The organism is Ruegeria sp. YTSA135, from assembly GCF_059610165.1.
This window is the reverse complement of record NZ_JBXWNC010000003.1, coordinates 1-22,425: the sequence shown is the minus strand read 5'-3', so window position 1 is coordinate 22,425 and position 22,425 is coordinate 1. Positions and strand designations below refer to the sequence as shown.

General features: G+C 56.9%; 19 protein-coding genes. 16 read left to right on the top strand and 3 right to left on the bottom strand.

What is annotated here, in order from left to right:
- Nucleotides 1-107 precede the first annotated feature (107 nt).
- Nucleotides 108-1,016, bottom strand: coding sequence for a LysR family transcriptional regulator (locus tag AC2FIT_RS04910; protein ID WP_496827208.1), 909 nt, complete (start codon nt 1,014-1,016; stop codon nt 108-110).
- A 148-nt stretch (nt 1,017-1,164) separates the two neighbouring features.
- Here AC2FIT_RS04910 and AC2FIT_RS04905 point away from each other — a divergent pair, with 148 nt between their 5' ends.
- Genes AC2FIT_RS04905 through AC2FIT_RS04880 form a run of 6 tightly spaced genes read left to right on the top strand, consistent with a single transcriptional unit; the run spans nt 1,165 to nt 7,468 of the window.
- A complete protein-coding gene (locus tag AC2FIT_RS04905; RefSeq protein WP_496827770.1) occupies nt 1,165-2,220 on the top strand; it encodes a dipeptidase in 1,056 nt (351 codons plus the stop codon).
- A gap of 52 nt (nt 2,221-2,272) precedes the next feature.
- A complete protein-coding gene (locus tag AC2FIT_RS04900) occupies nt 2,273-3,868 on the top strand; it encodes an ABC transporter substrate-binding protein (RefSeq protein ID WP_068333467.1) in 1,596 nt (531 codons plus the stop codon).
- Nucleotides 3,869-4,927: an ABC transporter permease gene (locus AC2FIT_RS04895; protein ID WP_496827206.1), complete on the top strand. Its 1,059-nt coding sequence runs from the start codon at nt 3,869-3,871 to the stop codon at nt 4,925-4,927.
- Nucleotides 4,924-5,859 carry an ABC transporter permease gene (locus AC2FIT_RS04890; protein WP_496827204.1) on the top strand — a complete coding sequence of 312 codons (936 nt, stop codon included), beginning with the start codon at nt 4,924-4,926 and terminating at the stop codon, nt 5,857-5,859. Before AC2FIT_RS04895 ends, AC2FIT_RS04890 begins: the two co-directional genes overlap by 4 nt.
- A complete protein-coding gene (locus AC2FIT_RS04885) occupies nt 5,853-6,710 on the top strand; it encodes an ABC transporter ATP-binding protein (protein ID WP_496827768.1) in 858 nt (285 codons plus the stop codon). The genes AC2FIT_RS04890 and AC2FIT_RS04885 overlap by 7 nt, the downstream gene beginning before the upstream one ends.
- On the top strand, nt 6,707-7,468 hold the full coding sequence (locus AC2FIT_RS04880) for an ABC transporter ATP-binding protein (RefSeq protein WP_496827202.1): 762 nt from the start codon (nt 6,707-6,709) through the stop codon (nt 7,466-7,468). Before AC2FIT_RS04885 ends, AC2FIT_RS04880 begins: the two co-directional genes overlap by 4 nt.
- Before the next feature lie 97 nt (nt 7,469-7,565).
- On the opposite strand, the gene AC2FIT_RS04875 is transcribed toward AC2FIT_RS04880, so the two are convergent.
- Both AC2FIT_RS04875 and AC2FIT_RS04870 read right to left on the bottom strand, forming a co-directional pair.
- Nucleotides 7,566-7,874 (bottom strand): carboxymuconolactone decarboxylase family protein, encoded by a 309-nt coding sequence (locus AC2FIT_RS04875; RefSeq protein ID WP_496827200.1) that lies wholly within the window; start codon nt 7,872-7,874, stop codon nt 7,566-7,568.
- A 9-nt stretch (nt 7,875-7,883) separates the two neighbouring features.
- Nucleotides 7,884-8,582 carry a cyclic nucleotide-binding domain-containing protein gene (locus AC2FIT_RS04870; protein ID WP_496827198.1) on the bottom strand — a complete coding sequence of 233 codons (699 nt, stop codon included), beginning with the start codon at nt 8,580-8,582 and terminating at the stop codon, nt 7,884-7,886.
- 257 nt (nt 8,583-8,839) lie between these two features.
- Here AC2FIT_RS04870 and AC2FIT_RS04865 point away from each other — a divergent pair, with 257 nt between their 5' ends.
- The 10 genes from AC2FIT_RS04865 (at nt 8,840) to AC2FIT_RS04820 (ending at nt 22,083) form a co-directional block, all read left to right on the top strand.
- Entirely contained in the window at nt 8,840-9,337 is a 498-nt protein-coding gene (locus tag AC2FIT_RS04865) for a universal stress protein (RefSeq protein ID WP_496827196.1), read from the top strand.
- 18 nt (nt 9,338-9,355) lie between these two features.
- On the top strand, nt 9,356-11,002 hold the full coding sequence (locus AC2FIT_RS04860; RefSeq protein WP_496827194.1) for an MFS transporter: 1,647 nt from the start codon (nt 9,356-9,358) through the stop codon (nt 11,000-11,002).
- A 66-nt stretch (nt 11,003-11,068) separates the two neighbouring features.
- Complete coding sequence (locus tag AC2FIT_RS04855) at nt 11,069-12,469, top strand: NarK family nitrate/nitrite MFS transporter (protein ID WP_496827192.1); 1,401 nt, start codon at nt 11,069-11,071, stop codon at nt 12,467-12,469.
- Nucleotides 12,470-12,533: 64 nt separating this feature from the next.
- Nucleotides 12,534-16,274 (top strand): nitrate reductase subunit alpha, encoded by a 3,741-nt coding sequence (locus AC2FIT_RS04850; protein ID WP_496827190.1) that lies wholly within the window; start codon nt 12,534-12,536, stop codon nt 16,272-16,274.
- Nucleotides 16,271-17,791 (top strand): nitrate reductase subunit beta, encoded by a 1,521-nt coding sequence (narH, locus tag AC2FIT_RS04845; protein ID WP_496827188.1) that lies wholly within the window; start codon nt 16,271-16,273, stop codon nt 17,789-17,791. The genes AC2FIT_RS04850 and narH overlap by 4 nt, the downstream gene beginning before the upstream one ends.
- 5 nt (nt 17,792-17,796) lie before the next feature.
- A complete protein-coding gene (gene narJ, locus AC2FIT_RS04840) occupies nt 17,797-18,501 on the top strand; it encodes a nitrate reductase molybdenum cofactor assembly chaperone (protein WP_496827186.1) in 705 nt (234 codons plus the stop codon).
- Between the two features lie 11 nt (nt 18,502-18,512).
- Nucleotides 18,513-19,307 (top strand): respiratory nitrate reductase subunit gamma, encoded by a 795-nt coding sequence (gene narI / locus AC2FIT_RS04835; protein ID WP_496827184.1) that lies wholly within the window; start codon nt 18,513-18,515, stop codon nt 19,305-19,307.
- Between the two features lie 5 nt (nt 19,308-19,312).
- Nucleotides 19,313-20,128 (top strand): peptidylprolyl isomerase, encoded by an 816-nt coding sequence (locus AC2FIT_RS04830; protein WP_496827182.1) that lies wholly within the window; start codon nt 19,313-19,315, stop codon nt 20,126-20,128.
- 144 nt (nt 20,129-20,272) lie between these two features.
- Nucleotides 20,273-21,556 (top strand): molybdopterin molybdotransferase MoeA, encoded by a 1,284-nt coding sequence (locus AC2FIT_RS04825; protein WP_496827180.1) that lies wholly within the window; start codon nt 20,273-20,275, stop codon nt 21,554-21,556.
- Between the two features lie 8 nt (nt 21,557-21,564).
- Entirely contained in the window at nt 21,565-22,083 is a 519-nt protein-coding gene (locus AC2FIT_RS04820; RefSeq protein ID WP_496827178.1) for a DUF2478 domain-containing protein, read from the top strand.
- Nucleotides 22,084-22,425 lie beyond the last annotated feature (342 nt).

The window sequence follows — 22,425 nt, the reverse complement described above, 5'->3', positions numbered from 1 at the left end:
ATGTGGTATAGATATCAGGCCCTTGAGGTCTTTAGATTTCACGCACTTGGGTGCCGAAACAATACAGGGGTCGAAAAACATCCCGCTAGCCAGAAGCATCCCAAGAGTTAATGGGCTTCGGAAAAGCCGTCACTGCATGTGTTTAACCTGACATGCCGCAGGAAAGACCTGCCAACGCGCGACAGCGGGCGGTTCTCGCTTGAGACGAAGGCCGTCGTGAAGCTGATCCGTGCGGCAAGTCTTCGAAACACGAGGTTTTCACCGGGGTAAAGCGCCGACGGAAATGGGTTTATGATAGCAATGCCAACTCCGGCCCGTACGAGTTCGATGGCAAGCTGCCATGAATCAACTTCGAAAACAGGCGGTTCGTGGATATTGGCTTCGGCAAGGATCTGATCAATTTTGCCACGGCTGACGTTGTTGCGGGTCAGGGCTATCAGCTTTTCCCCTACAAGGTCAGCGGGCTCAATCAAATCCCTTTGTGCCAGATGGTGATCCTTTGGCAACGCGCAAACTGCGGGAGATCGCCTGAAAAGTGTCGTTCGCAAGCCCGAGCGCGTCATCTCATCGCCAATCAGGGCAAGATCACAGCTATGCTGAAGCAAGTGCCGTGGGATGTCATCGTGGGTGCCCACCAGCAAATTCATACTGAAAGTTGGGTTTGCCTTGATAAAGCTTGCACTCAGTTCCACCAGGTACTTTTGCATATAGCTGGGCGGCGCAATCAGTGACAGGGTTTCACGCGTGATTTCAGACGGTCCGTCTATGCGGTCAAGGGCTTCGAACAATGGATCCAGCCGCCGGTTGAGCTGGATTGCCTCTGCGGTGGGGCGCAGGCGGCCGCCGTCGCGTTCAAACAGAATACGCCCGGTGCGCGATTCCAGATTGGCGATGGATCGGCTGATGGCAGACTGCGACAGCCCAAGCCGTGTACCGGCCGCAGATGCAGTTCCGGTTTCCATAAATGCCCTGAGCGCCTGATACTCGGGCAGGCTGTGCCAAGATTTACGCGCCAAAAAGTCGTTACCTGAGTGCGTTCCAGCTTAACTGGTAGCTCTATGAGATTATGGAATACAATTCCGGATTGTCTATTCCTTTTTCACTGATAGCCTGCATCTCATGAACACCAAGACGTCAAGTGTGCGACCGACCACTGCGATGGATATGACACGCCCCCTTATTTTCGACGGTCACAACGATCTGCTGCTAAAGCTTTTTCGCTCTGGCGGTCTTTCGGCGCGCGGTATGTTTGAAACCGGCAGCGATGGTCACCTGGACATTGCCAAGGCGAAAAGTGGCGGGTTCGCAGGCGGGTTTTTCGCCGTGTTTGTCCCCTCTCCCATGGCGGAAGAGCGGGATGAGGAAAAGATGCAGAATCCGCCTTATGACGTGCCCCTAACCGAGCCGATCAGCTGGGAAGACGCGGTGCCTGTTGCGCTGTCGCAGGCTGCCATCCTTCTGAAATTGGAGGAAGACGGCCTGCTGCGCATTGGGCGCACATCCGGCGACATAGAAACAGCTATGGCTGAAGGTAGGATTGCCGCGATCTTTCATATGGAAGGCGCCGAGGCCATTGACCCCGAGTTTGAGACCCTGCAAGTGCTTTATGCTGCCGGGCTGCGGTCGCTTGGCCCGGTTTGGAGCCGCCCGACGATTTTTGGTCATGGTGTTCCTTTCCGCTTTCCCTCGGACGGTGACACGGGACCCGGCCTTACCGATCACGGTCTGCGGCTGGTGCGGCGATGCAATGAACTGGGTATCATGATCGACCTGTCCCACCTGAACGAAGCCGGGTTCTGGGATGTCGCCCGCCACAGCACCAAACCGTTGGTCGCCACACATTCGAACGCAAACGCGGTGACAGCCTCGGCCCGGAACCTCACTGACAAACAGCTTGCTGCGATTGCCGAGACGGACGGCATGGTTGGCTTGAACTTTGCCACCGCCTTCCTGCGCGAAGATGGGCGCATGGATGAGGATACACCGCTTGAGACAATGATCCGGCATCTCGACCATCTATTGGATAAACTGGGGGAAAATCGCGTCGGGCTGGGGTCCGATTTCGACGGGGCAAAAGTCCCGAAAGAGATTAAGGATGTCTCGGGCCTGCCGAACCTGCGCAGAGCTATGCGCGCGCACGGGTATGATGAACAGCTCATCGAAAAAATCTGCAATCGCAACTGGATCAGGGTGCTGCGGTCCAGTTGGAATGAACAATAACGCAGCCGAAACTAAAAAAAACGAATGAAAACACCAACAGGAGATTCAATCGATGACCTACCTCGCCAAGCTCTTGACGTCAGCTGCACTGGGTGTGGCAGTGGGGTTCACCGCCCTGCCCGCCACGGCGGAAACACCGGACAACATATTGGTGATCGCAAACCGTATTGACGATATTACCACGCTTGACCCGGCCGAAAGCTTCGAGTTTGCGGGCGCGGACGTTATTCGCAACATGTATGGCAAGCTGGTGAATTTTGACCCGGCCAACCTTGAGGCCGGATATCAGCCGGACCTTGCGGAAAGCTGGGACGTCTCAGAGGACGGAAAGACAATCACCTTTACCATGCGCGAAGGCGTCACCTTTGCTTCGGGCAACCCCGTGCGCGCCGAGGATGCAGCCTTTTCACTGCGTCGTGTGATCCAGTTGAATAAGACGCCGGCGTTCATCCTGACCCAATTCGGCTTTACCCCTGAAAACATCAACGAAACAATCAAGGTTGACGGCAACACAGTTTCGATCACGACGGACAAACCCTATGCCATTTCGTTTGTTCTGAACTGCCTGACAGCCACCCTAGGCAGTATCGTGGATGAAAAACTGGTGATGGAGAACGAAAAGGACGGTGACCTTGGCAACGAGTGGCTCAAGACCAACTCGGCCGGATCGGGTGCCTATGTTCTGGGCGCTTGGCAGCCCAAGGAAAGCGTCATGCTGAACGCCAACCCCGATTTTTATCTGGGCGCTCCGGCGATGGAACGTGTGGTGGTTCGCCATGTACAAGAAAGCGCGACCCAGCGCCTGATGCTAGAACGTGGTGATATCGACGTGGCACGGGACCTGACCCCGTCTGATGTTGATGGCCTTGACGGCGTCGAAGGCGTAAAGATCATGCGCGAGATGCGCGGGCGCCTGATGTATGTCTCGTTCAACCAAAAGCACCCGGAACTGTCAAAACCCGAGGTTCGCCAGGCCCTGAAATACCTGATCGACTATGAAGGGATGGAAAACAGCTTTCTGAAAAACTGGTATGTGACCCATCAGAACTTCCTGCCGCGTACCTATCTTGGTGCCGTGGATGAGAACCCGTTCTCGCTGAATGTTGAAAAGGCCAAGGAATTGCTGGCCTCTGCCGGTGTCGAAAACCTCGAAGTCACGATTGGTGTGCGTGAGGCGCAGGAACGACTTGAGATCGCGCAGTCACTGCAAAACACCTTTGCGCAGGCAGGTATCAAGGTAAACCTTGAGGTAGGAACAGGAAAACAGGTCCTGGCCAAGTACCGTGCGCGCGAGCTTGACATCTACCTTGGGGCATGGGGTCCGGATTACCCTGACCCCCAAACCAATGCGGGTACTTTTGCCTATAACCCCGATAACTCGGACGAAGCGAATGCAACCGGGCTTCTGGCCTGGCGTAACAGCTGGGATACCGGTGGTCTGACCGAGCAAACCGCAGCAGCCGTGGTCGAAGGTGACACATCGAAACGTGAAAAGATGTATCACGACATTCAGGCCACGTTCCGGGAAACCGCACCATTCGCGATCATGTTCCAGCAAACGGAACAGGCCGGGATGAATGAAAACGTCGAGGGCCTGACTTTGGGCGGCGCCATTACGGCGATTTCGTACTGGCCGGTTACCAAGTAAATGGCGCTGGTTGAAAAGCAACGGACTGGGCGGATCAAACCGCCCTTTCCGCGTTGGGTAAATACGACAATCACAACGCTTGCCTCCGTTTCAGTAACTATGCTGGGGCTGTTGTTTGTTACCTTCATAATTGGCCGCGTTATGCCAATTGACCCTGTTCTGGCCGTAGTTGGCGAACGCGCGTCTCAGGAAACCTATGATGCGGCATACGAGGCGATGGGCTTGGACAAGCCCCTACTTGTTCAATTCGGGTATTACATTTGGGACGTATTGCACGGCGATTTTGGTGAGTCGCTTCTGACTGCGCGGCCCGTGAGCGAGGATATCGCGCGCGTCTTTCCCGCAACTTTCGAACTGGCAACGCTTGGAACGTTGATCGGTATTTTTGCAGGCGTACCGCTGGGTGTCATGGCCGCCGTTCACCGTGGATCGTGGATTGACCAGATTGCCCGGGTCGTTGCGCTGGTAGGGTATTCCATGCCGGTGTTCTGGATGGGCCTGATGGGGCTGTTGGTCTTCTACGGTATCTTGGGGTGGGTGGCTGGCCCAGGACGCATTTCTATTTTTTACGATGGAATGGTCCCCACCGTTACAGGCATGATGCTTGTGGACGCGGCAATTGATGGCAACTGGACGGTGTTCCGGGATGCCTTCAGTCACATCATATTGCCGGCTTCAATCCTGGGATATTACTCCTTGGCTTATATCAGCCGCATGACCCGCAGCTTCATGCTGGAACAGCTTTCAGCGGAATACATCGTGACCGCAAGGGTAAAGGGCATGTCGGAACGTGCAGTGATCTGGCAGCATGCGTTTCGCAACATCCGCGTGCAGCTTATCACCGTGTTCGCCCTAAGCTATGCTAACCTGTTGGAAGGGTCCGTGCTGACTGAAATCATATTTTCATGGCCCGGCATCGGCTCTTACATCACCACTGCCCTGTTGTCGGCCGACATGAATGCCGTTCTTGGGGGTACCGTGGTTGTTGGACTGGTTTTCATCCTTCTAAACATCTTCTGCGACCTTCTCTACAAGGTCCTTGACCCGAGGGCGCGATGACCACGGAAGCCACAAATTCAAAGCGCAAAGAGTCCCTGCACGACTGGCTGTTAACTGACACACCCACGTCGCGCCGCCACGCAAAGCTGGCCTCGGCCTACAAGAGCTGGCTGCGGCTGCGGTCCAACCATATGGCCATGTTCGGTCTTGGTATTCTGGTTCTGCTGGGCTTTGTTGCAGCGTTTGCCCCATGGCTGGCCCCCTATGATCCCTTCGCCCAGGTGCTGTCGGATCGTCTTCTTCCAATCGGAAGCGAAGGCCATCTGTTGGGTACCGATTCTCTGGGCCGGGATATCCTGAGCCGACTGATCTATGGTTCGCGGATCACGTTGTACATCGTGACCCTAGTAGCGCTGATCGCCCCGGTTGCCGGGCTGATGGTGGGGACGATCGCGGGCTATGCGGGCGGATGGACAGATACGATCCTGATGCGGATCACCGACATTTTTCTGGCTTTCCCTAAACTCGTGCTGGCGCTGGCCTTTGTTGCAGCCCTCGGCGCGGGGATCGAGAATGCGGTTCTGGCGATTTCCCTGACCGCATGGCCACCCTATGCGCGCCTTGCGCGAGCGGAAACGCTGACAATTCGGTCCTCTGATTTCATCAGCGCAATCCGTTTGCAGGGGGCGGGACCTGTCAGGATTATCACCCGTCATATCTGGCCGCTTTGCATTTCCTCGTTGATTGTTCGAGTGACGCTGGATATGGCGGGCATCATCCTGACTGCGGCGGGCCTCGGCTTTCTGGGCCTAGGGGCGCAACCCCCCTCACCGGAATGGGGGGCCATGATCTCTGAGGGTCGGCGGTTCCTGCTGGACCATTGGTGGGTTGCCACGATCCCTGGCTTGGCCATTTTCACCGTCTCGCTCGCGTTCAACCTGCTGGGTGACGGGTTGCGCGACGTACTCGACCCAAAGGATGGCGCATCATGAACCTTCTCGACGTCGAGGACCTTTGGGTCAAATTTCCTACCAATACCGGCGTATTTGACGCAGTCCGGGGCATATCGTTTTCGCTCGGGCGTGAGAGGCTTGGAATTGTCGGTGAGTCCGGCTCGGGCAAGTCGATGACCGGTCGGGCGATCTTGCAGCTTATCCGCCCACCGGGCTGGATTGAGGCCAAGCGCATCGACTTGCAAGGGCAACCGCTGTTGAATGCGTCCGAAAAGGAGATGCGCTCGGTCCGGGGCTCGCGTATTTCGATGGTCATGCAGGACCCCAAGTTTTCGCTGAACCCGGTGATGACAGTGGGCGATCAGATCATCGAAGCCTATCGGCTGCACGAAAAAGCCACCCATCGCACTGCCCGCACGCGGGCGATTGAAATGCTTGAGGCGGTTTCAATACGCGACCCCGAGCGGGTCATGCGGGCCTATCCGCACGAAGTTTCCGGCGGCATGGGCCAACGGATCATGATCGCAATGATGATGATCCCCAACCCGGAGATTCTTATTGCCGATGAACCTACATCAGCCTTGGACGTTTCCGTGCAGGGGCAGGTGCTTAACATCATGGATCGGCTCGTGCAGGACCGTGGCATGGGTCTGATATTCATCAGCCATGACCTGAACCTTGTGGCCGAATTCTGCGACCGAGTGCTGATTATGTATGCCGGACGGATCGTCGAAGTTTGCGATGCCGACAAGCTACACGAAGCATCGCATCCCTATACCCGGGGATTGCTGAACTCTTTACCGCGACTTGATGCGCCCAAGACCCGCCTTGAGGCGTTGGTGCGCGACCCCGAGTGGTGCCAACAACCCAGCGTAAGTGGTTTGCTATGAAGTCTCTTTCTGTCAGAAACCTGAATGTCTGGTTTGGCGAGGATCGAGACCGCGTTGACGCCGTCAGGGGGGCATCATTTGATGTGCCCAGCGGCGGCAGTTTCGGTCTTGTGGGCGAATCCGGCTCGGGCAAGTCGACCATCTTGCGAGCGATCACGGGGCTTGTGCCCACATGGTCTGGTGAGATCGAAATTGACGGCGCGCATGTCGCGCATAAACGGGGGCGTGAGTTCTACAAGCTTGTGCAGATGGTGTTCCAGGATCCTTATGCGTCGCTGCACCCGCGCCATTCAGTGGATCACGTCTTATCGGAAACTCTGCACCTTCACGGGTTTCAGGACATTGACACGCGGGTCAACAAACTGCTTGACGATGTAGGTCTTGGCCGTGCCTTCCGGTTTCGTTATCCGCACCAATTATCCGGTGGACAGCGGCAGCGTGTGGCTATTGCCCGAGCCTTGGCCCCCGAACCCGAAATCCTGTTGCTGGATGAGCCGACATCCGCGTTGGACGTATCTGTCCAGGCGGAAATTCTAAACCTGCTGAGCGACCTGCGGGCCAAACACAAGCTGACCTTCGTTATGGTGTCCCACGATCTATCAGTGGTTGGTCATATGTGCGACAGCGTGGCCGTCATGCGCGACGGGGAAATCGTCGAAATCCTGAGCGTCGAAAAAATGCGCAGCATGGAACCGGATTCGGCCTACACCAAACATCTTTTGGAGGTTTCACTGAACTACGCGAGTGCACAGGCTTGAACCGCGCGGCCAAAGCACAGCGCCTTTCCTTTGGCTGAGTTCGCGATCCGTTCAGAACCCTCTTTGTTAACCTCCTGCCGTCGCTGGACCGAATCCGTCAGTCGACATCCTCAATCCATGTTTTCGCAGCCACCGCGCGAGGAAGCCCTAGAGGGCCGATTGCAAGCATCGCGACCTGCATGATGGCACTGTCCTCGATCCCCTCCGACTTGGCGCGGCGGGTGTGGGAATGAACCGCACCCTCTGAACTGGCACCAATTGCCAAAGCCAGTTTCACAAGGCGCTTTTCACGATCGGTCAATGGTCCGCACTCGGCAGTAGCTTTGCCGAGGGCTGAATACGCGTTCCAAATCTCGGGGTTTTGCGCAGCAATATCTCCGGCGGCGCCGGGCATTTTTTCAGACATATGATACTCTTACGTTGAATAGTCGTCGATGAGTGGGCTGGGTTTTGCGAACTTCTCTAAATCCTTTTGGTCTGAGATCGTCACATGATTGCCGTTTACACTCACACCATAGGATTGCAGGCTCTTGATGGACCGGCTCAGGTTTTCCGGTGTCATACCCAGCAGAGAGGCGAGCCGGCGCTTTTCGATCGGCAGCTGGAATTCGGCGTTGCCGTTTTCGCGCTTTTGCTGACGCAACAGGTAATTTGCCAAACGCTCAAGGGACGTACGCAGCTTCAGATCCTTGGTGTTTTTGACGACAGATCGGTAGCACTGCGCCAATTCCGTAACGATCGCGCGTGCGAAATGGGCGTCGACATCAAATACAGCTCGCACATCCTGGCTTGGGATCATGGCAATACGGCTTTTCTCGAGCGTTCGCGCCGACATAAGATAGGGCGCGTCTTTTATTGTTGCCGCTAGTATGAAGGTTGAAACAGGGCGCACGGTCGCCACCGAGGTTTCCCGATTGTTCCAGCTTGAGTAGAGCTCGACTGAACCAGACAAGACAACGTGCAGAAAATCGCTCGGGTCGCCTTCTTCGATTAGGTCGACCTGCGGCGGGAAATTCTGAACATAGGCACCCCTCATGAGCGCAGTGAAGTATTCGCCGCTCATCGCTGCAAACAAATGCAGGCTCCGAATGTCCGGATAGTCTGGCTCGGGCATCCCCAAATACACCTAGCAATCTCCTTTTTGACACTTGTTTTATTGTGTCTTGATAAAAGTCAAATAGCAAGTTGGTAAATATTGTCCAGCGAATTGATGCTGCACTACAGTCGAAATGACAAACTTGGTTTCGTCATTTATTTCAATCTGTTACCCAATCTATCTTGATACAGATCAAGAAAGTTCCGTTTCAGGGCGTTCAATCAGGTCCCGACACGCAAGCGCCCATTTCCGGGCGTGCGAGAACGGAGGGACCTATGGAAATCATGCTTGCGTATGACCATTCGCGCAACGCGCGGATTGCGCTCGACGCAATTCAGCAGATGTTCGGGCCGTTGAAACCCAGCATTACGCTGGTCTCGGTTGTGGAAGATATCGGTAGCGCAACTTCAGGTGCCGACGAGCTATTCACGGAACAGTATCAGGAACAAAAAGCCGGCGCCGAGGCTGCGGCCGCGGAATTGATGGCCGCAGGCTATGAGGCAAAAGTCATGCTCGCCGAAGGCGATGCGCGCAAAATGATCTTGCGCGCGACAGAAGAACGTCAGCCAGACCTTTTGGTCATGGCGCGCCATTCACATCAGGCTGATGGAGGCGCATTGGGTTTCATCACGCGCAAACTGGATGCCATCGCCGAGGAATTCGACCATATGACGTTCGGGTCAGTGTCGGCCTTCCTCGCCCGCCGCGCAAAATGCCCAATCCTCATTATTCCAACTCACGTCCCCGCATCTTCGATGCAGGCGGCCGAATAGAGTCCAGGGAAAACAGCGATGAAAATCTCAACACTCTTTCGCATTCAGGATCGCTCGATACGTGCGTTACACCTGACCTGGATCGCGTTCTTCATAACTTTCTATGTCTGGTTCAACATGGCACCACTGGCATCGTCGATGCTGGCCGCCAATGATTGGTTGACCAGAGACGACATCAAGCTTTTCGCCATTGCCAACGTTGCGTTGACAATCCCGGCCCGAATTCTTGTCGGCCTCGCGCTCGATAAATACGGTCCGCGCCGGGTGTTCTCGATCCTGATGGTGGTTATGGCCGCGCCAACGCTTTTCTTCGCGTTCGGCGACACAAAAATGCAGCTGTTTATCTCGCGTCTGATCATGTCCTCTGTCGGGGCAGGGTTCGTCGTTGGTATCCACATGACTGCGCTTTGGTTCAAACCTCGTGACATCGGTTTTGCCGAAGGGTTCTACGCCGGTTGGGGTAACTTCGGCTCGGCCGCTGCGGCGCTGACCATTCCGACCATTGCACTGAATATATTCGGTGGCGATGACGGCTGGCGCTATGCCATTGCCATGTCGGGCGTCATCATGGCCGCTTATGGTGTGTTTTACTGGTTCGCCATCACCGATGGCCCCAATCCGGACACCCATAAGAAAGCCAAAGGCTCGGCTCTTGAGGTTTCGACCTACAAAGACCTCGTGATGCTGGTCGTCTTTACCGTGCCGTTGATCGGTATACTGTCGATCCTCATCTACCGTGTGCAGATGATGGGGTATATCGACGGCTTTGTTGCAGCGATCTGCTATGCCGCTGTCGTAACCCTGGTGGTCTACCAGGTGTGGCAAGTGCTGCGCACCAACCTGCCGATCCTGCGCCGTGGCGTACCAGAGGATGACCGCTACCCATTCAGCTCGGTGGCTGCGCTCAACACCACATACTTCGCCAACTTCGGTGCGGAACTTGCTGTTGTTTCGATGCTGCCCATGTTCTTTCAGGAGACTTGGGGGCTGACACCTGTGGTCGCGGGTTTGATTGCGGCATCCTTCGCGTTCATCAACCTCGTGGCCCGCCCTATGGGTGGCTTGGTATCAGACCGCATGGGCAACCGCCGTTTCGTGATGCTGGCCTATATGCTGGGTATCGCCATCGGCTTTGCGTTGATGGGGCTGCTGAACAGCTCATGGCCGCTGATCATCGCGATCGCAATCACTATTGCGTGCTCGTTTTTCGTGCAAGGTGCCGAAGGCGCAACCTTCGGGATCATCCCCTCGATCAAACGCCGGGTGACTGGTCAGATCGCAGGCATGGCTGGTGCATACGGCAACGTCGGGGCGGTTTTCTACCTCTTTATCTTCACCTTCGTCGATACGCAGACTTTCTTCTTCATCATCGCAACTGGCGCACTGATCTCGTGGGTTGTCTGCTGGATCTGGCTCAAGGAACCGGAAGGTGGCTTCGATGAAGAGTATGTCCTCAGCTCTGTGGACCAGGCCATCGCGTCCGAGGCCAAGCGCAAGCAAGAGGCCGAAGCACAACTCGCGTTGATCTTCGAAGGCTCTCAAAAGGTCGCACTGGCCGAGAAAGGCAACGGTCTGACAGTCACGGCCCGTTTCAAGGATCTTGACGATCTCAAGACCGCGTTGGCCCGGCTTGGCCCGGACAGTGGCCAACAACCGGCTGAATGAATGTACGGCCGGCTGAGCGACACGCTTGGCCGGCCCCCCGAAACGCCAATACGGGAGGTTTTACCCATGGCGATCTCTGACACCTCAAATGGCAACAGCCGCCACGTCCTGACGGACTGGCGCCCCGAAGACCCCCAGTTCTGGGCGGAAAAGGGCAAGGCCATCGCAACCCGTAACCTCTGGATCTCGATCCCGAACCTGCTTATGGCCTTTTCGGTCTGGATGGTGTGGTCGGTCGTCGTGGCCAAGATGCCAGCCATCGGCTTTGACTTCACGGTTTCACAACGGTTCTGGCTGGCCGCGCTGCCTGGTCTGTCCGGCGCTACGCTGCGCATCTTCTACAGCTTCATGATCCCGATTTTTGGCGGGCGGAAGTGGACCGCGATTTCAACAGCATCGCTGCTGCTGCCGGCACTGGGCATCGGCTTTGCTGTCCAGAACCCCGAAACACCTTATGCCACATTCCTAGTCCTGGCGCTGCTCTGCGGCTTTGGGGGTGGTAACTTCGCCTCCTCAATGGCGAACATCGCCTACTTCTACCCGAAAAAGGTAAAAGGACAGGCGTTGGCGATGAACGCGGGCCTTGGTAACCTTGGCGTGTCGGTGATGCAGTTTGTCGTCCCCGTCGTGATCACCGTGGGCGTCTTTGGCGCAATTGGCGGCGAGCCTCAGCAAATGTCCGATGGTGGCCAGCTCTTTATCCAAAACGCGGGCTTCATCTGGGTGCCGTTCCTGCTTGTAGGTGCTATCGCCGCATGGTTCGGCATGAATGATATCGCCGATGCGAAGGCCTCACTCGGTGACCAGCTGTCGATCCTGAAACGCCGCCAGAACTGGATTATGTGTATACTCTACACCGGGACATTCGGTTCGTTCATCGGTTATGCTGCGGGCTTCCCACTGCTGATGAAAACCCAGTTCCCGGATGTTGACGTGCTGTCCTATGCCTTTCTTGGCCCCCTTGTCGGCGCGCTGAGCCGTGCGGCAACCGGTTGGATTTCCGACAAGTTCGGTGGTGGGCGCGTGACCTTCTGGGTGTTCCTGGGCATGATCGCGGCCGTATTTGGTGTACTGCAGTTCCTGCCATCCACACCCGAAGCGGCAGATGGCAATTTCTGGGGCTTCTTTGCCTGCTTTATGGCGCTGTTCTTCCTGACCGGTGTTGGCAACGCCTCGACCTTCCAGATGATCCCGTCGATCATGAAACAGGAAATCCCACGCCTGTTGCCCGAGCTAGAAACAACCAACATGCAGCGGGCGATCGAGCGTGAGAGCGCAGCAATCATCGCCTTCACTTCGGCCATCGCAGCTTACGGCGCATTCTTCATCCCGAAAAGCTACGGCACCTCGATCGCGCTGACGGGTGCACCGCACGGCGCATTGTGGGCCTTCCTCGGGTTCTACGCGCTCTGCGCCGTGATCACCTGGGCCGTTTACAGCCGCAAGAATGCGCCTGTTCCCTGCTGATCCAATGACCAAACCCTTGCGCCGGACCTGCCCGCGCAAGGGGTAGCCACTAGGAGACAAATCCATGAGCCACCTGCTCGACAGATTGAACTTCCTCCAGTCCAACAAACTGGAAGAGTTCGCCAACGGCCACGGTCAGGTCACGAACGAAGACCGCGGCTGGGAAGATACATACAGAAACCGCTGGCGCCATGATAAGGTCGTCCGTTCGACACACGGTGTGAACTGCACCGGATCGTGCAGCTGGAAGATCTACGTCAAATCCGGGATCGTAACCTGGGAGACGCAGCAAACCGACTACCCGCGCACACGGCCCGACCTGCCGAACCACGAACCGCGCGGCTGTGCACGCGGCGCGTCGTACAGCTGGTATCTGTACTCGGCGAACCGGGTGAAAAACCCGCTCATTCGCGGACGGCTCATGAAAGTCTGGCGCGAGATGCGCAAGACCAAGACACCGATCGAAGCCTGGACCACGATCCAGAATGACCCGATCCTGCGTAGCAGCTATACCTCCAAGCGTGGTTCTGGCGGATTTGTCCGCGCCACCTGGGACGAAGCGACCGAGATTGTCGCGGCTGCCAACGCCTACACTGCCAAAACCTATGGCCCCGACCGGATTTTCGGCTTTTCGCCGATCCCAGCCATGTCCATGGTCTCTTACGCGGCGGGATCGCGCTATCTGAGCCTGATGGGTGGCGTCTGCATGTCCTTCTACGACTGGTACTGCGACCTGCCGCCAGCCTCACCGATGACATGGGGCGAGCAGACAGACGTTCCGGAAAGCGCGGATTGGTACAACTCCAGCTACCTGCTGCTCTGGGGCTCCAACGTACCTCAGACCCGGACACCGGATGCCCACTTCTATACCGAGGTACGATACAAGGGCACCAAGTCGGCGGTGATCTGCCCCGACTATTCGGAAGCGTCCAAATTCGCCGATGTCTGGCTGAACGTGAAACAGGGTACCGACGCGGCGCTGGCAATGGCATTCGGCCACGTCATCCTGCGCGAGTTCCACATCGACCGCCAGGCCGAGTATTTCGAAGAATACTGCCGCAAGTATTCCGACATGCCTATGCTGGTTCGTCTGGACGAAAAAGACGGCAATCTTGTTCCCGGCCGCTTCCTGCGTGCCGATGACCTTGATGGCAAACTGGGCGAAGAAAATAACCCTGAATGGAAGACCGTCGCCATTGATGAGCAAAGCGGCACGCTGGTGTCACCCAACGGGGCCATCGGCTATCGCTGGGGCGAAAAGGGTGAGTGGAACCTTGAAGAGAAAGCAGCCGGACAGGATGCCACGCTTCAGATGTCGCTCATTCTTGACGATGATCATGACGACATTCGCGGCGTGGACTTCCCCTATTTTGGCGGCGCTGCCACCGAAGCCTTTACCACCGGAGACCAGCGCCCAGACGTTTTGACCAAGAACGTTCCGATCAAGCGCGTTCAAACAGCCGATGGCGAAGTTCTGGTCGCCACGGTCTTTGATCTGTTCTGCGCGAATTACGGTGTGGATCGCGGGTTTGGCGGCGAGTGGGTGGCGACCTCTTATGATGAAGACGTCCCCGGCACGCCGAAATGGGCTGAAAAGATTACCGGCGTACCTGCTGACAAGATCATCCATGTTGCGCGCGAATTTGCCGACACTGCTGAAAAGACACAGGGCAAGGCCATGGTCATTATCGGCGCAGCCATGAACCACTGGTACCACATGGACATGAACTATCGCGGCGTCATCAATATGCTGGTGATGTGTGGGTGTGTCGGACAGTCTGGCGGTGGCTGGGCCCATTATGTCGGGCAGGAAAAGCTGCGCCCGCAGACCGGGTGGCAACCTCTGGCCTTTGCGCTCGACTGGGGCCGCCCGCCGCGGCACATGAACGCGACATCGGCCTGGTATGCTCATACCGATCAGTGGCGGTATGAGACGCTTGAGGCGAAAGAGATCCTGTCACCGACCGCACCGGACGGCGATTGGGACATCAGCATGATCGACTACAACATCCGGGCGGAGCGTATGGGCTGGCTGCCATCGGCGCCGCAGCTCAAGACCAATCCGCTGGACGTAGCAAAGCAGGCAAAAGACGCGGGAATGGAAATTCCGGCCTACGTTGCCCAGCAGCTCAAGTCCGGTGAGTTGGAAATGTCCTGCGAGGACCCAGACGATCCGGCAAACTGGCCGCGCAACCTGTTCGTTTGGCGCTCCAACCTGCTGGGTTCCTCCGGTAAGGGCCACGAATACTTCCTCAAACACCTGCTTGGCACAGAGCACGGCGTCCTTGGCAAGGATCTGGGCGAAGAAGGTCGCGCCCTGCCGAAAGAGGCCAAGTGGCATGAAAAAGGCCCGGAAGGAAAACTGGATTTGCTGGTCACGATCGACTTCCGCATGTCCACCACCGCGGTTTATGCCGACATCGTTCTGCCAACTGCCAGTTGGTACGAGAAAGACGACCTGAACACGTCGGACATGCACCCGTTCATCCACCCGCTGCAGGCCGCAGTGGATCCGGCATACGAATCCAAATCGGATTTCGAAATCTTCAAGGCCATCGCCAAGAAGGTTCAGGAAGTGGCGCCGGAAATCCTTGGCAAGGAAACCGATATCGTCGCCCTGCCTCTGCTGCACGACATGCCGACAGAGCTGGCGCAGGATCAGGTTCGCGATTGGAAAAAAGGCGAATGCGATCTTATCCCGGGCAAAACGGCTCCTGCCTATGTGGTTGTCGAGCGTGACTATACCGCGATCTACGACCGCTTTACCGCTGTTGGCCCATTGATGGATAAACTGGGCAATGGCGGCAAGGGTATTACTTGGGACACCCAGGAAGAGATCGACAATCTTGCCGCTCTGAACGGAGTGAAACAGGACGGGGCGGCGAAAGGACGGCCCAAGATCGAAACTGCGATCGACGCCTGCGAAGTAATCCTGATGCTGGCCCCCGAGACCAATGGCAACGTTGCTGTCAAGGCTTGGGAAGCACTGGGCGAAAACACAGGGCGCGAACATGCGCATCTGGCCGAGGGCGAACACCACCAGAAGATCCGCTTCCACGACATTGCGGCGCAGCCCCGCAAGATCATCTCCTCGCCCACATGGTCGGGCATCGAAAGCGAGAAGGTCAGCTATAACGCGGGCTACACCAACGTGCACGAGTTGATCCCCTGGCGGACCCTGACAGGGCGGCAGCAGCTTTATCAGGATCACCTGTGGATGCGCGCGTTCGGCGAAGGCTTCGTGTCTTACCGTCCGCCGGTTGACCTCAAGACCATCACCGAAGAGGTCAATCACGACGCCCGCGACGGAAGCCCGCACGTTGTGTTGAACTTCATCACACCCCACCAGAAATGGGGCATCCACTCGACCTATTCCGACAACCTGCTGATGCTGACCCTCAACCGTGGCGGTCCGGTGATCTGGATATCAGAGAATGACGCCGCAAAGGCGGGTATCGCCGATAACGACTGGGTAGAGCTTTACAACGTGAACGGTGCGCTGACAGCCCGGGCCGTTGTGTCCCAGCGGATCAAGGACGGCACCACGTTCATGTATCACGCTCAGGAAAAGATCGTGAACACGCCAGGTTCGGAGAAAACCGGTAAGCGTGGGGGCATCCACAACTCTGTGACCCGCGCGGTTCTGAAACCCACCCACATGATCGGCGGCTACGCCCAGCAGTCTTATGGCTTCAACTACTACGGAACCGTTGGCTGCAACCGGGATGAATTCGTCGTCGTGCGGAAAATGAAAAAGGTCGACTGGCTCGACCAAGAAGCGACCCAAAAGGAGGCAGCAGAATGAGAGTTCGTGCGCAAATCGGCATGGTGCTGAACCTCGATAAATGCATCGGGTGCCACACCTGCTCTGTGACCTGCAAAAACGTGTGGACCACACGGGATGGGGTCGAATACGCCTGGTTCAACAACGTCGAGACAAAGCCGGGAACAGGCTACCCGACCGATTGGGAAAACCAGGCCAAGTGGAACGGTGGCTGGAAACGGACAAAATCCGGCAAGCTGCAGCCCAAACAGGGTTCAAAGTGGCGGATTCTTTCCAACATTTTCGCCAACCCGGATCTGCCCGAAATCGACGATTATTACGAACCGTTCGATTTCGACCACGACCACCTGAAGTCGGCCCCAGAGATGGAGGCGTTCCCAACGGCGCGCCCCTATTCCAAGATCACCGGCGAACGGATCGAAAAGATCGAGAAAGGCCCGAACTGGGAAGAAATTCTTGGCGGCGAATTCTCGAAGCGGTCCGAGGACTACAACTTTGAAGGCATCCAGAAGGAAATCTACGGAGAGTACGAAAACACCTTCATGATGTATCTTCCCCGGCTCTGCGAACACTGCCTGAACCCGGCCTGTGCTGCATCCTGCCCGTCTGGCGCGATCTACAAGCGTGAGGAAGACGGCATTGTTCTGATCGACCAGGAAAAGTGCCGCGGCTGGCGGATGTGCGTGTCCGGCTGCCCCTACAAGAAGGTCTACTACAACTGGGAAAGCGGCAAATCCGAGAAATGCACCTTGTGCTACCCCCGGATTGAAAGCGGCAACCCCACCGTCTGTTCTGAGACCTGTGTTGGGCGCATCCGCTACCTCGGCGTGATGCTCTATGACGCCGACAAGATCGAAACCGCCGCAAATGCGCCAACAGAGCAAGAGCTCTATGACGCGCAGCTGGACGTCTTTCTTGATCCCTTCGACCCTGTGGTCATCGAAACTGCGCGGGCCGACGGCATTCCGGAGGATTGGATCAAAGCCGCACAGGAAAGCCCGATCTGGAAGATGGCGATGGAGTGGAAAGTGGCCTTCCCGCTACACCCAGAATACCGGACGCTGCCGATGGTTTGGTACATCCCACCGCTCAGCCCGATCCAGAACGCGGCCGAGGCTGGCAAGATCGGCATGGATGGCATGATGCCCAACGTGCAGGATCTAAGGATTCCGGTTCGGTATCTGGCCAATATGCTGACGGCAGGCGACGAGGCCCCCGTTGTCAGCGCGCTTGAACGCATGATGGCGATGCGCGCTTATATGCGGTCGAAAACTGTGGACGGTGTGATCGATGAGGCAATCGCTGCCCGGGTTGGGCTTAGCGGCCGAGTGATCGAGGATATGTACAAGATCATGGCCCTTGCCGATTACGAAGACCGGTTCGTGATACCGACAACCCATCGTGAGCAAGTCGAAGAAGCCTATGACCTTAAGGGCGGCTGTGGATTTACGGACGGAAACGGATGTTCCACCGGCACCTCGAAAGCGTCGCTATTCGGCAGAGCAAAGAAACCCCTAAAAATGCCGGAGGCGATGTGATGCCCATGGATCGTACCCTTAAAGCGCTGTCTCTGGTTCTGAGTTACCCGACGCGCGAGTTGCAGCATGCCATGCCCGAGATCGGAGGCGTCCTGGCCTCGGACACGCGATTGACAGCAGCAGCGCGTCGGGCGTTGCGCCCGCTCGTGGGGGAGCTGAGCGGGCGCGACATCTATGACCTGCAAGAGACCTATGTGGGTCTTTTCGACCGGTCGCGCACCCTGTCGCTCAACCTGTTTGAGCACGTCCATGGCGAAAGCCGGGACAGGGGGGGCGCGATGGTGTCGCTGGTCGAGATGTATCGCGCGGCGGGTTTCGACCCGGTAACCTCGGAACTGCCCGATCACCTACCCATGCTACTGGAATTCCTGTCCACGCGTCCCTTTGCCGAGGTACAGGAAACCTTGGCGGACGCGGCCCATATTCTTGAGGCTCTGAACGCGCGGCTCGACCGCCGGGAAAGCCCCTACGGTGCCGTGTTCGCCGCTTTGTTACAGCTATCTGGCGCCAAGGCGGACAAGGCTGCAGTGGCCGAGTTGCTGGAAGAGCCAGAGTTAGACCCCGATGACCTTGAGGCGCTCGACAAGGTTTGGGAAGAATCCGAAGTCCGCTTTGGCCCGGATCCCAATGCTGGCTGTCCGCAAGTACGCGACATGCTGGCACGCATGGATAAACCCATCACCCCCGCGCCGCAGCAAGCGGCAGAATGACGGAGGAAGCAATGAACCAATTTCTGTTCGGAACCTTTCCCTATATCGCACTGGCGATCGGGATTCTCGGGTCAATTGCGCGCTACGAACGTGACCCGTTCACATGGAAATCTTCGTCGTCACAGATGTTGCGACGCAAGCAGCTCATCGTCGGTTCGGTACTGTTTCACGTTGGTGTGCTGGTGATCTTTTTTGGGCACCTCATCGGTCTTTTGACACCAATCTGGATCTTTGATGCCATCGGCATCAGTCATGGTGCGAAGCAAACGCTTGCGGTCGTGGCGGGTGGCATTGCGGGTGTTGCGGCCCTAGCCGGGGGCGTGTTGCTGTTCCATCGCCGCTGGACTGATCCAAGGATCGCAAAAAACTCCAGCTTCTGGGACAACGCGATTCTGTTGATGCTGATCGCGCAACTTGTCCTCGGCCTCGGAACGATCTTCGTTTCGCTTGGCCATCTGGACGGGCACGAGATGGTCAAGTTCATGTCTTGGGCACAGGGTATCTTCACCTTTGATGGCGCTGCGGCAAGTTACATCGCCGATGTGGCGTTTATCTTCAAGCTGCACCTGGTGTTGGGTCTGCTGATCATAGCGGTCTTTCCATTCACACGGCTGGTGCACATCCTGTCAGGCTTTGCTGCCCCGTTCCGCTATCTTCTGGGTCGGACCGGTTATCAGGTGGTGCGCTCACGCCGGAAAGAGGTGCTGCCCGCGAATATCGGTGCTGTACCTATCGGTCGCAAAACGCAGATGCCACTAGGCAAGGGCGCAAACGCGTCCGACGCAATGCCGAAGCCAGCGGAGTAGTACTAATGAACGCGCTTTTTCCTGATCTCGTCGTCAATGGTGAAACGGTGCCGTCCGCAAGGATCGCAGCTGAGACCCAGAACCATGATGGCCCAAAAGGCAAACCCGGCATCGTATGGCGCAAAGCGGCAAATGCCTTGGCGGTGCGCACCCTGCTTCTGCAAGAAGCGCGGAAACGCGGGATCGAAGCGCAGGTTCAAGAGGTCGGCCCAGGCCGGTTTGAAACAGATGAGGAGGCCCTTGTCAGGGGCCTTCTCGAAGAAGCGGTAGCTGTGTCGCCTCCGCCAGAGAATTCCGTTCGGGCGGAGTGGGAAAAAGACCCCTCACGCTTTCGCAGCCCGCCTTTGTGGGAGGTTTCGCACATATTGATTGCCTGCGACCCCAAGAATGAAACCCTGCGCCAAGAGGCACATGCCCGCGCTGTCGATCTGGCGGCGCAGGCTTTGGAAAACCCGAAAGGCTTTGCCGACCTTGCTGCCCGCGTCAGCGATTGCGGCTCGAAGTCAAGCGGTGGTGCCTTGGGCCAACTGAGCCCCGGCGACACCGTTCCCGAGTTTGAGGCTGCGCTGCGCGATTTGACAGAAGGGGGTATCACCGAAGCACCGGTGCTTACCCGCTATGGCTGGCACATCATCAAGATGGATGCGGTCGCAGAAGGCGCTATCCTGCCCTATGACGCGGTCAAACAGAAGATTTCCGATGCCATCGAAAAGGCTTCCTGGGCCCACGCGGCCAAGGAATTTGTGCAATCTCTGGTCGCATCCGCAGAAATCTCTGGCGCAGATCTCCGGCCAGTGATGGCTACCAAGGCAAGATCATGAAGTGCATCATCTCAGACCTGCTGTCGACAGACCGTACGACACTTGACGGTCCCACACGGATCAAGCGCCCGTCGCACCTGTCGGATATCCGCAGCCACAGATCAACAAAAGCATGAAAAGAAACGTAAGGGTCCGAGGTTCATCATGACATATCTTCCAAGACATCTTTCGTCAGGCTGTGGCTGCGATGACCCTTCGGTAGCCGCTGATGTGATAAGCATCGATCAGGCTTTACAACAGGTCTTGCAGCATGTGACGCCGGTTGCGCGAACTGAAAGCGCGCCGATCCACACCTGCCGCGGACGTATTCTTGCGGCTGCTGTGCTTGCACATGCAGACATGCCCCGTTTCGATCATTCTGCAATGGATGGGTATGCGGTGAACAGCAAGGCTCTGGCCGGTGATGGACCATGGCTATTGCCCGTCAACGGACGTGTCGCTGCGGGTGACTCTGCGGACACGCCGTACGCGGAAACGGATGCCTGTCGAATCTTTACAGGTGCACCCGTTCCACACCCCTTTGACAGCGTGATCATGCAAGAAAAGGTCGAGCGGCTCGGAACCATGATCCGGATCAACACGCGACCGAATACCGTTGAAAACATACGATTGAGAGGGGAAGAACATCAGCGCGGTGCCGAAATCCTGCCGGTTGGAATGATGTTGACACCCCGCGCAATTGCAGCTGCTGCAGCAGCAGGACACGGGGTGGTCAATATCCGAAGCCGCATCCGCGTAACCCTGCTTGCCTCAGGGTCCGAGGTTGCCGCTTCGGGAACGGAAAATCTGACAGGCGGTCAGATTTGGGACGTGAACACGCCGATGCTGCAATCTTTGCTGTCCCGTCCCGACGTCGATTTGCAAAATGTCATCAAGGTCGATGACAATAAGGACAGCATCCGCCGCGCACTCCAGTCGGCGGCTGCGACCTCAGATTTGATCATCACGACGGGCGGTGTCTCGGTCGGTGATGAAGACCATTTACGCACCGCGGTCACAGCGGCCCAAGGGGAGATCTTTTTTGCCGGAGTCGCAATCAAACCGGGCAAACCCGTCGCGCTTGGAAAAATTGGCAACGCAGTCTGGCTCGGGCTACCCGGTAATCCAGGATCTGCCTTCGTAACGTGGTCAGTCATCGGCCAAACCGTTCTGAATACTCTTGCGGGCAACGCGCAGGTTCATCCTGAACGTCGTCATGTGGTTCTTGGACACAGTTTGAGCCGGAAAGCAGGCCGGTGCGAAGTCCGTGCAGCGCGGATTGTCGGAGTAGACGGCTATGGCCGTGATATCGTTGAATGCCCATCCAATGTGAACTCGGGTCAGGTGTCGTTTCTGGCTACCTCTGACGGTTTGTCGTTTCTTCCCTCTGAAATCGATCATTTTCCCGAAGGGGCCTTGGTCGAATTCCTTCCCTTTAGCAGCAACTGAGACCCAATATGCGTATCGCTTACACAATGGCCCCCGGCAGAGGCGACACCGATCTTGTCCTGCATCAGGTGGCGCAATCGGTCATTCAAGCCGGATACTGTCCGGCAGGAACGGCACAAATCAACACAGAGCGCGCTGATGCAGGACCTTGTGACATGGACGTTCTTGTTTTGCCCGATGGACCAAAAGTACGGATTTCGCAGAGCTTAGGTCGCGAGGCCCGCGGTTGCAGGCTGGACCCCGAGGCTCTGGAATCTGCAGTCGGACTAGCCTTGGCGAGGTTGTCAGTCAGCGACTGCCTAATTGTAAACAAGTTTGGCAAACATGAAGCCGAAGGCAGAGGGTTTCGTTTGGTCATTGCTGATGCGCTTGCACTCGACCTGCCAGTATTGGTTGGGCTGAACCAGTTAAACGCGGATGCATTTCTTGAATTTAGCGGAGGAATTGCACAACAGCTACAACCTGACGCGGCCGAAATCGAAGACTGGCTTTTCGCAAGTATAGGAGAAAAAAAGGAAGTGGCGTGATCGGGTAAAATGATCGGACCTTGTCATTTCTTCGCGCGCCCCCTAGGTGGTTCCATCAGGCCCCGGACTTCGGTATCGGGGCGGTCTTGGTCGAGCTGTTTTGCGCAGCATGATTTGTCCGCGATGGCGGTGTCGCTTTATCAATTCGTGCCCGCCCTGCTTTCTGTCGCGGCCTTCGATTGAGATCCTTCGGGTACATGCTTCGGTTCGTGGTCGGCGCCTTGTCTGCCAACATGATGCTGGTTCGATGCAGTTCCGATCTGCCCATCTCATTGGCGTGCTTGATCGGTGTCAGCAACGGTCCAGACCACGGCATCATCGGACCCACGTCCCCGCGGGACC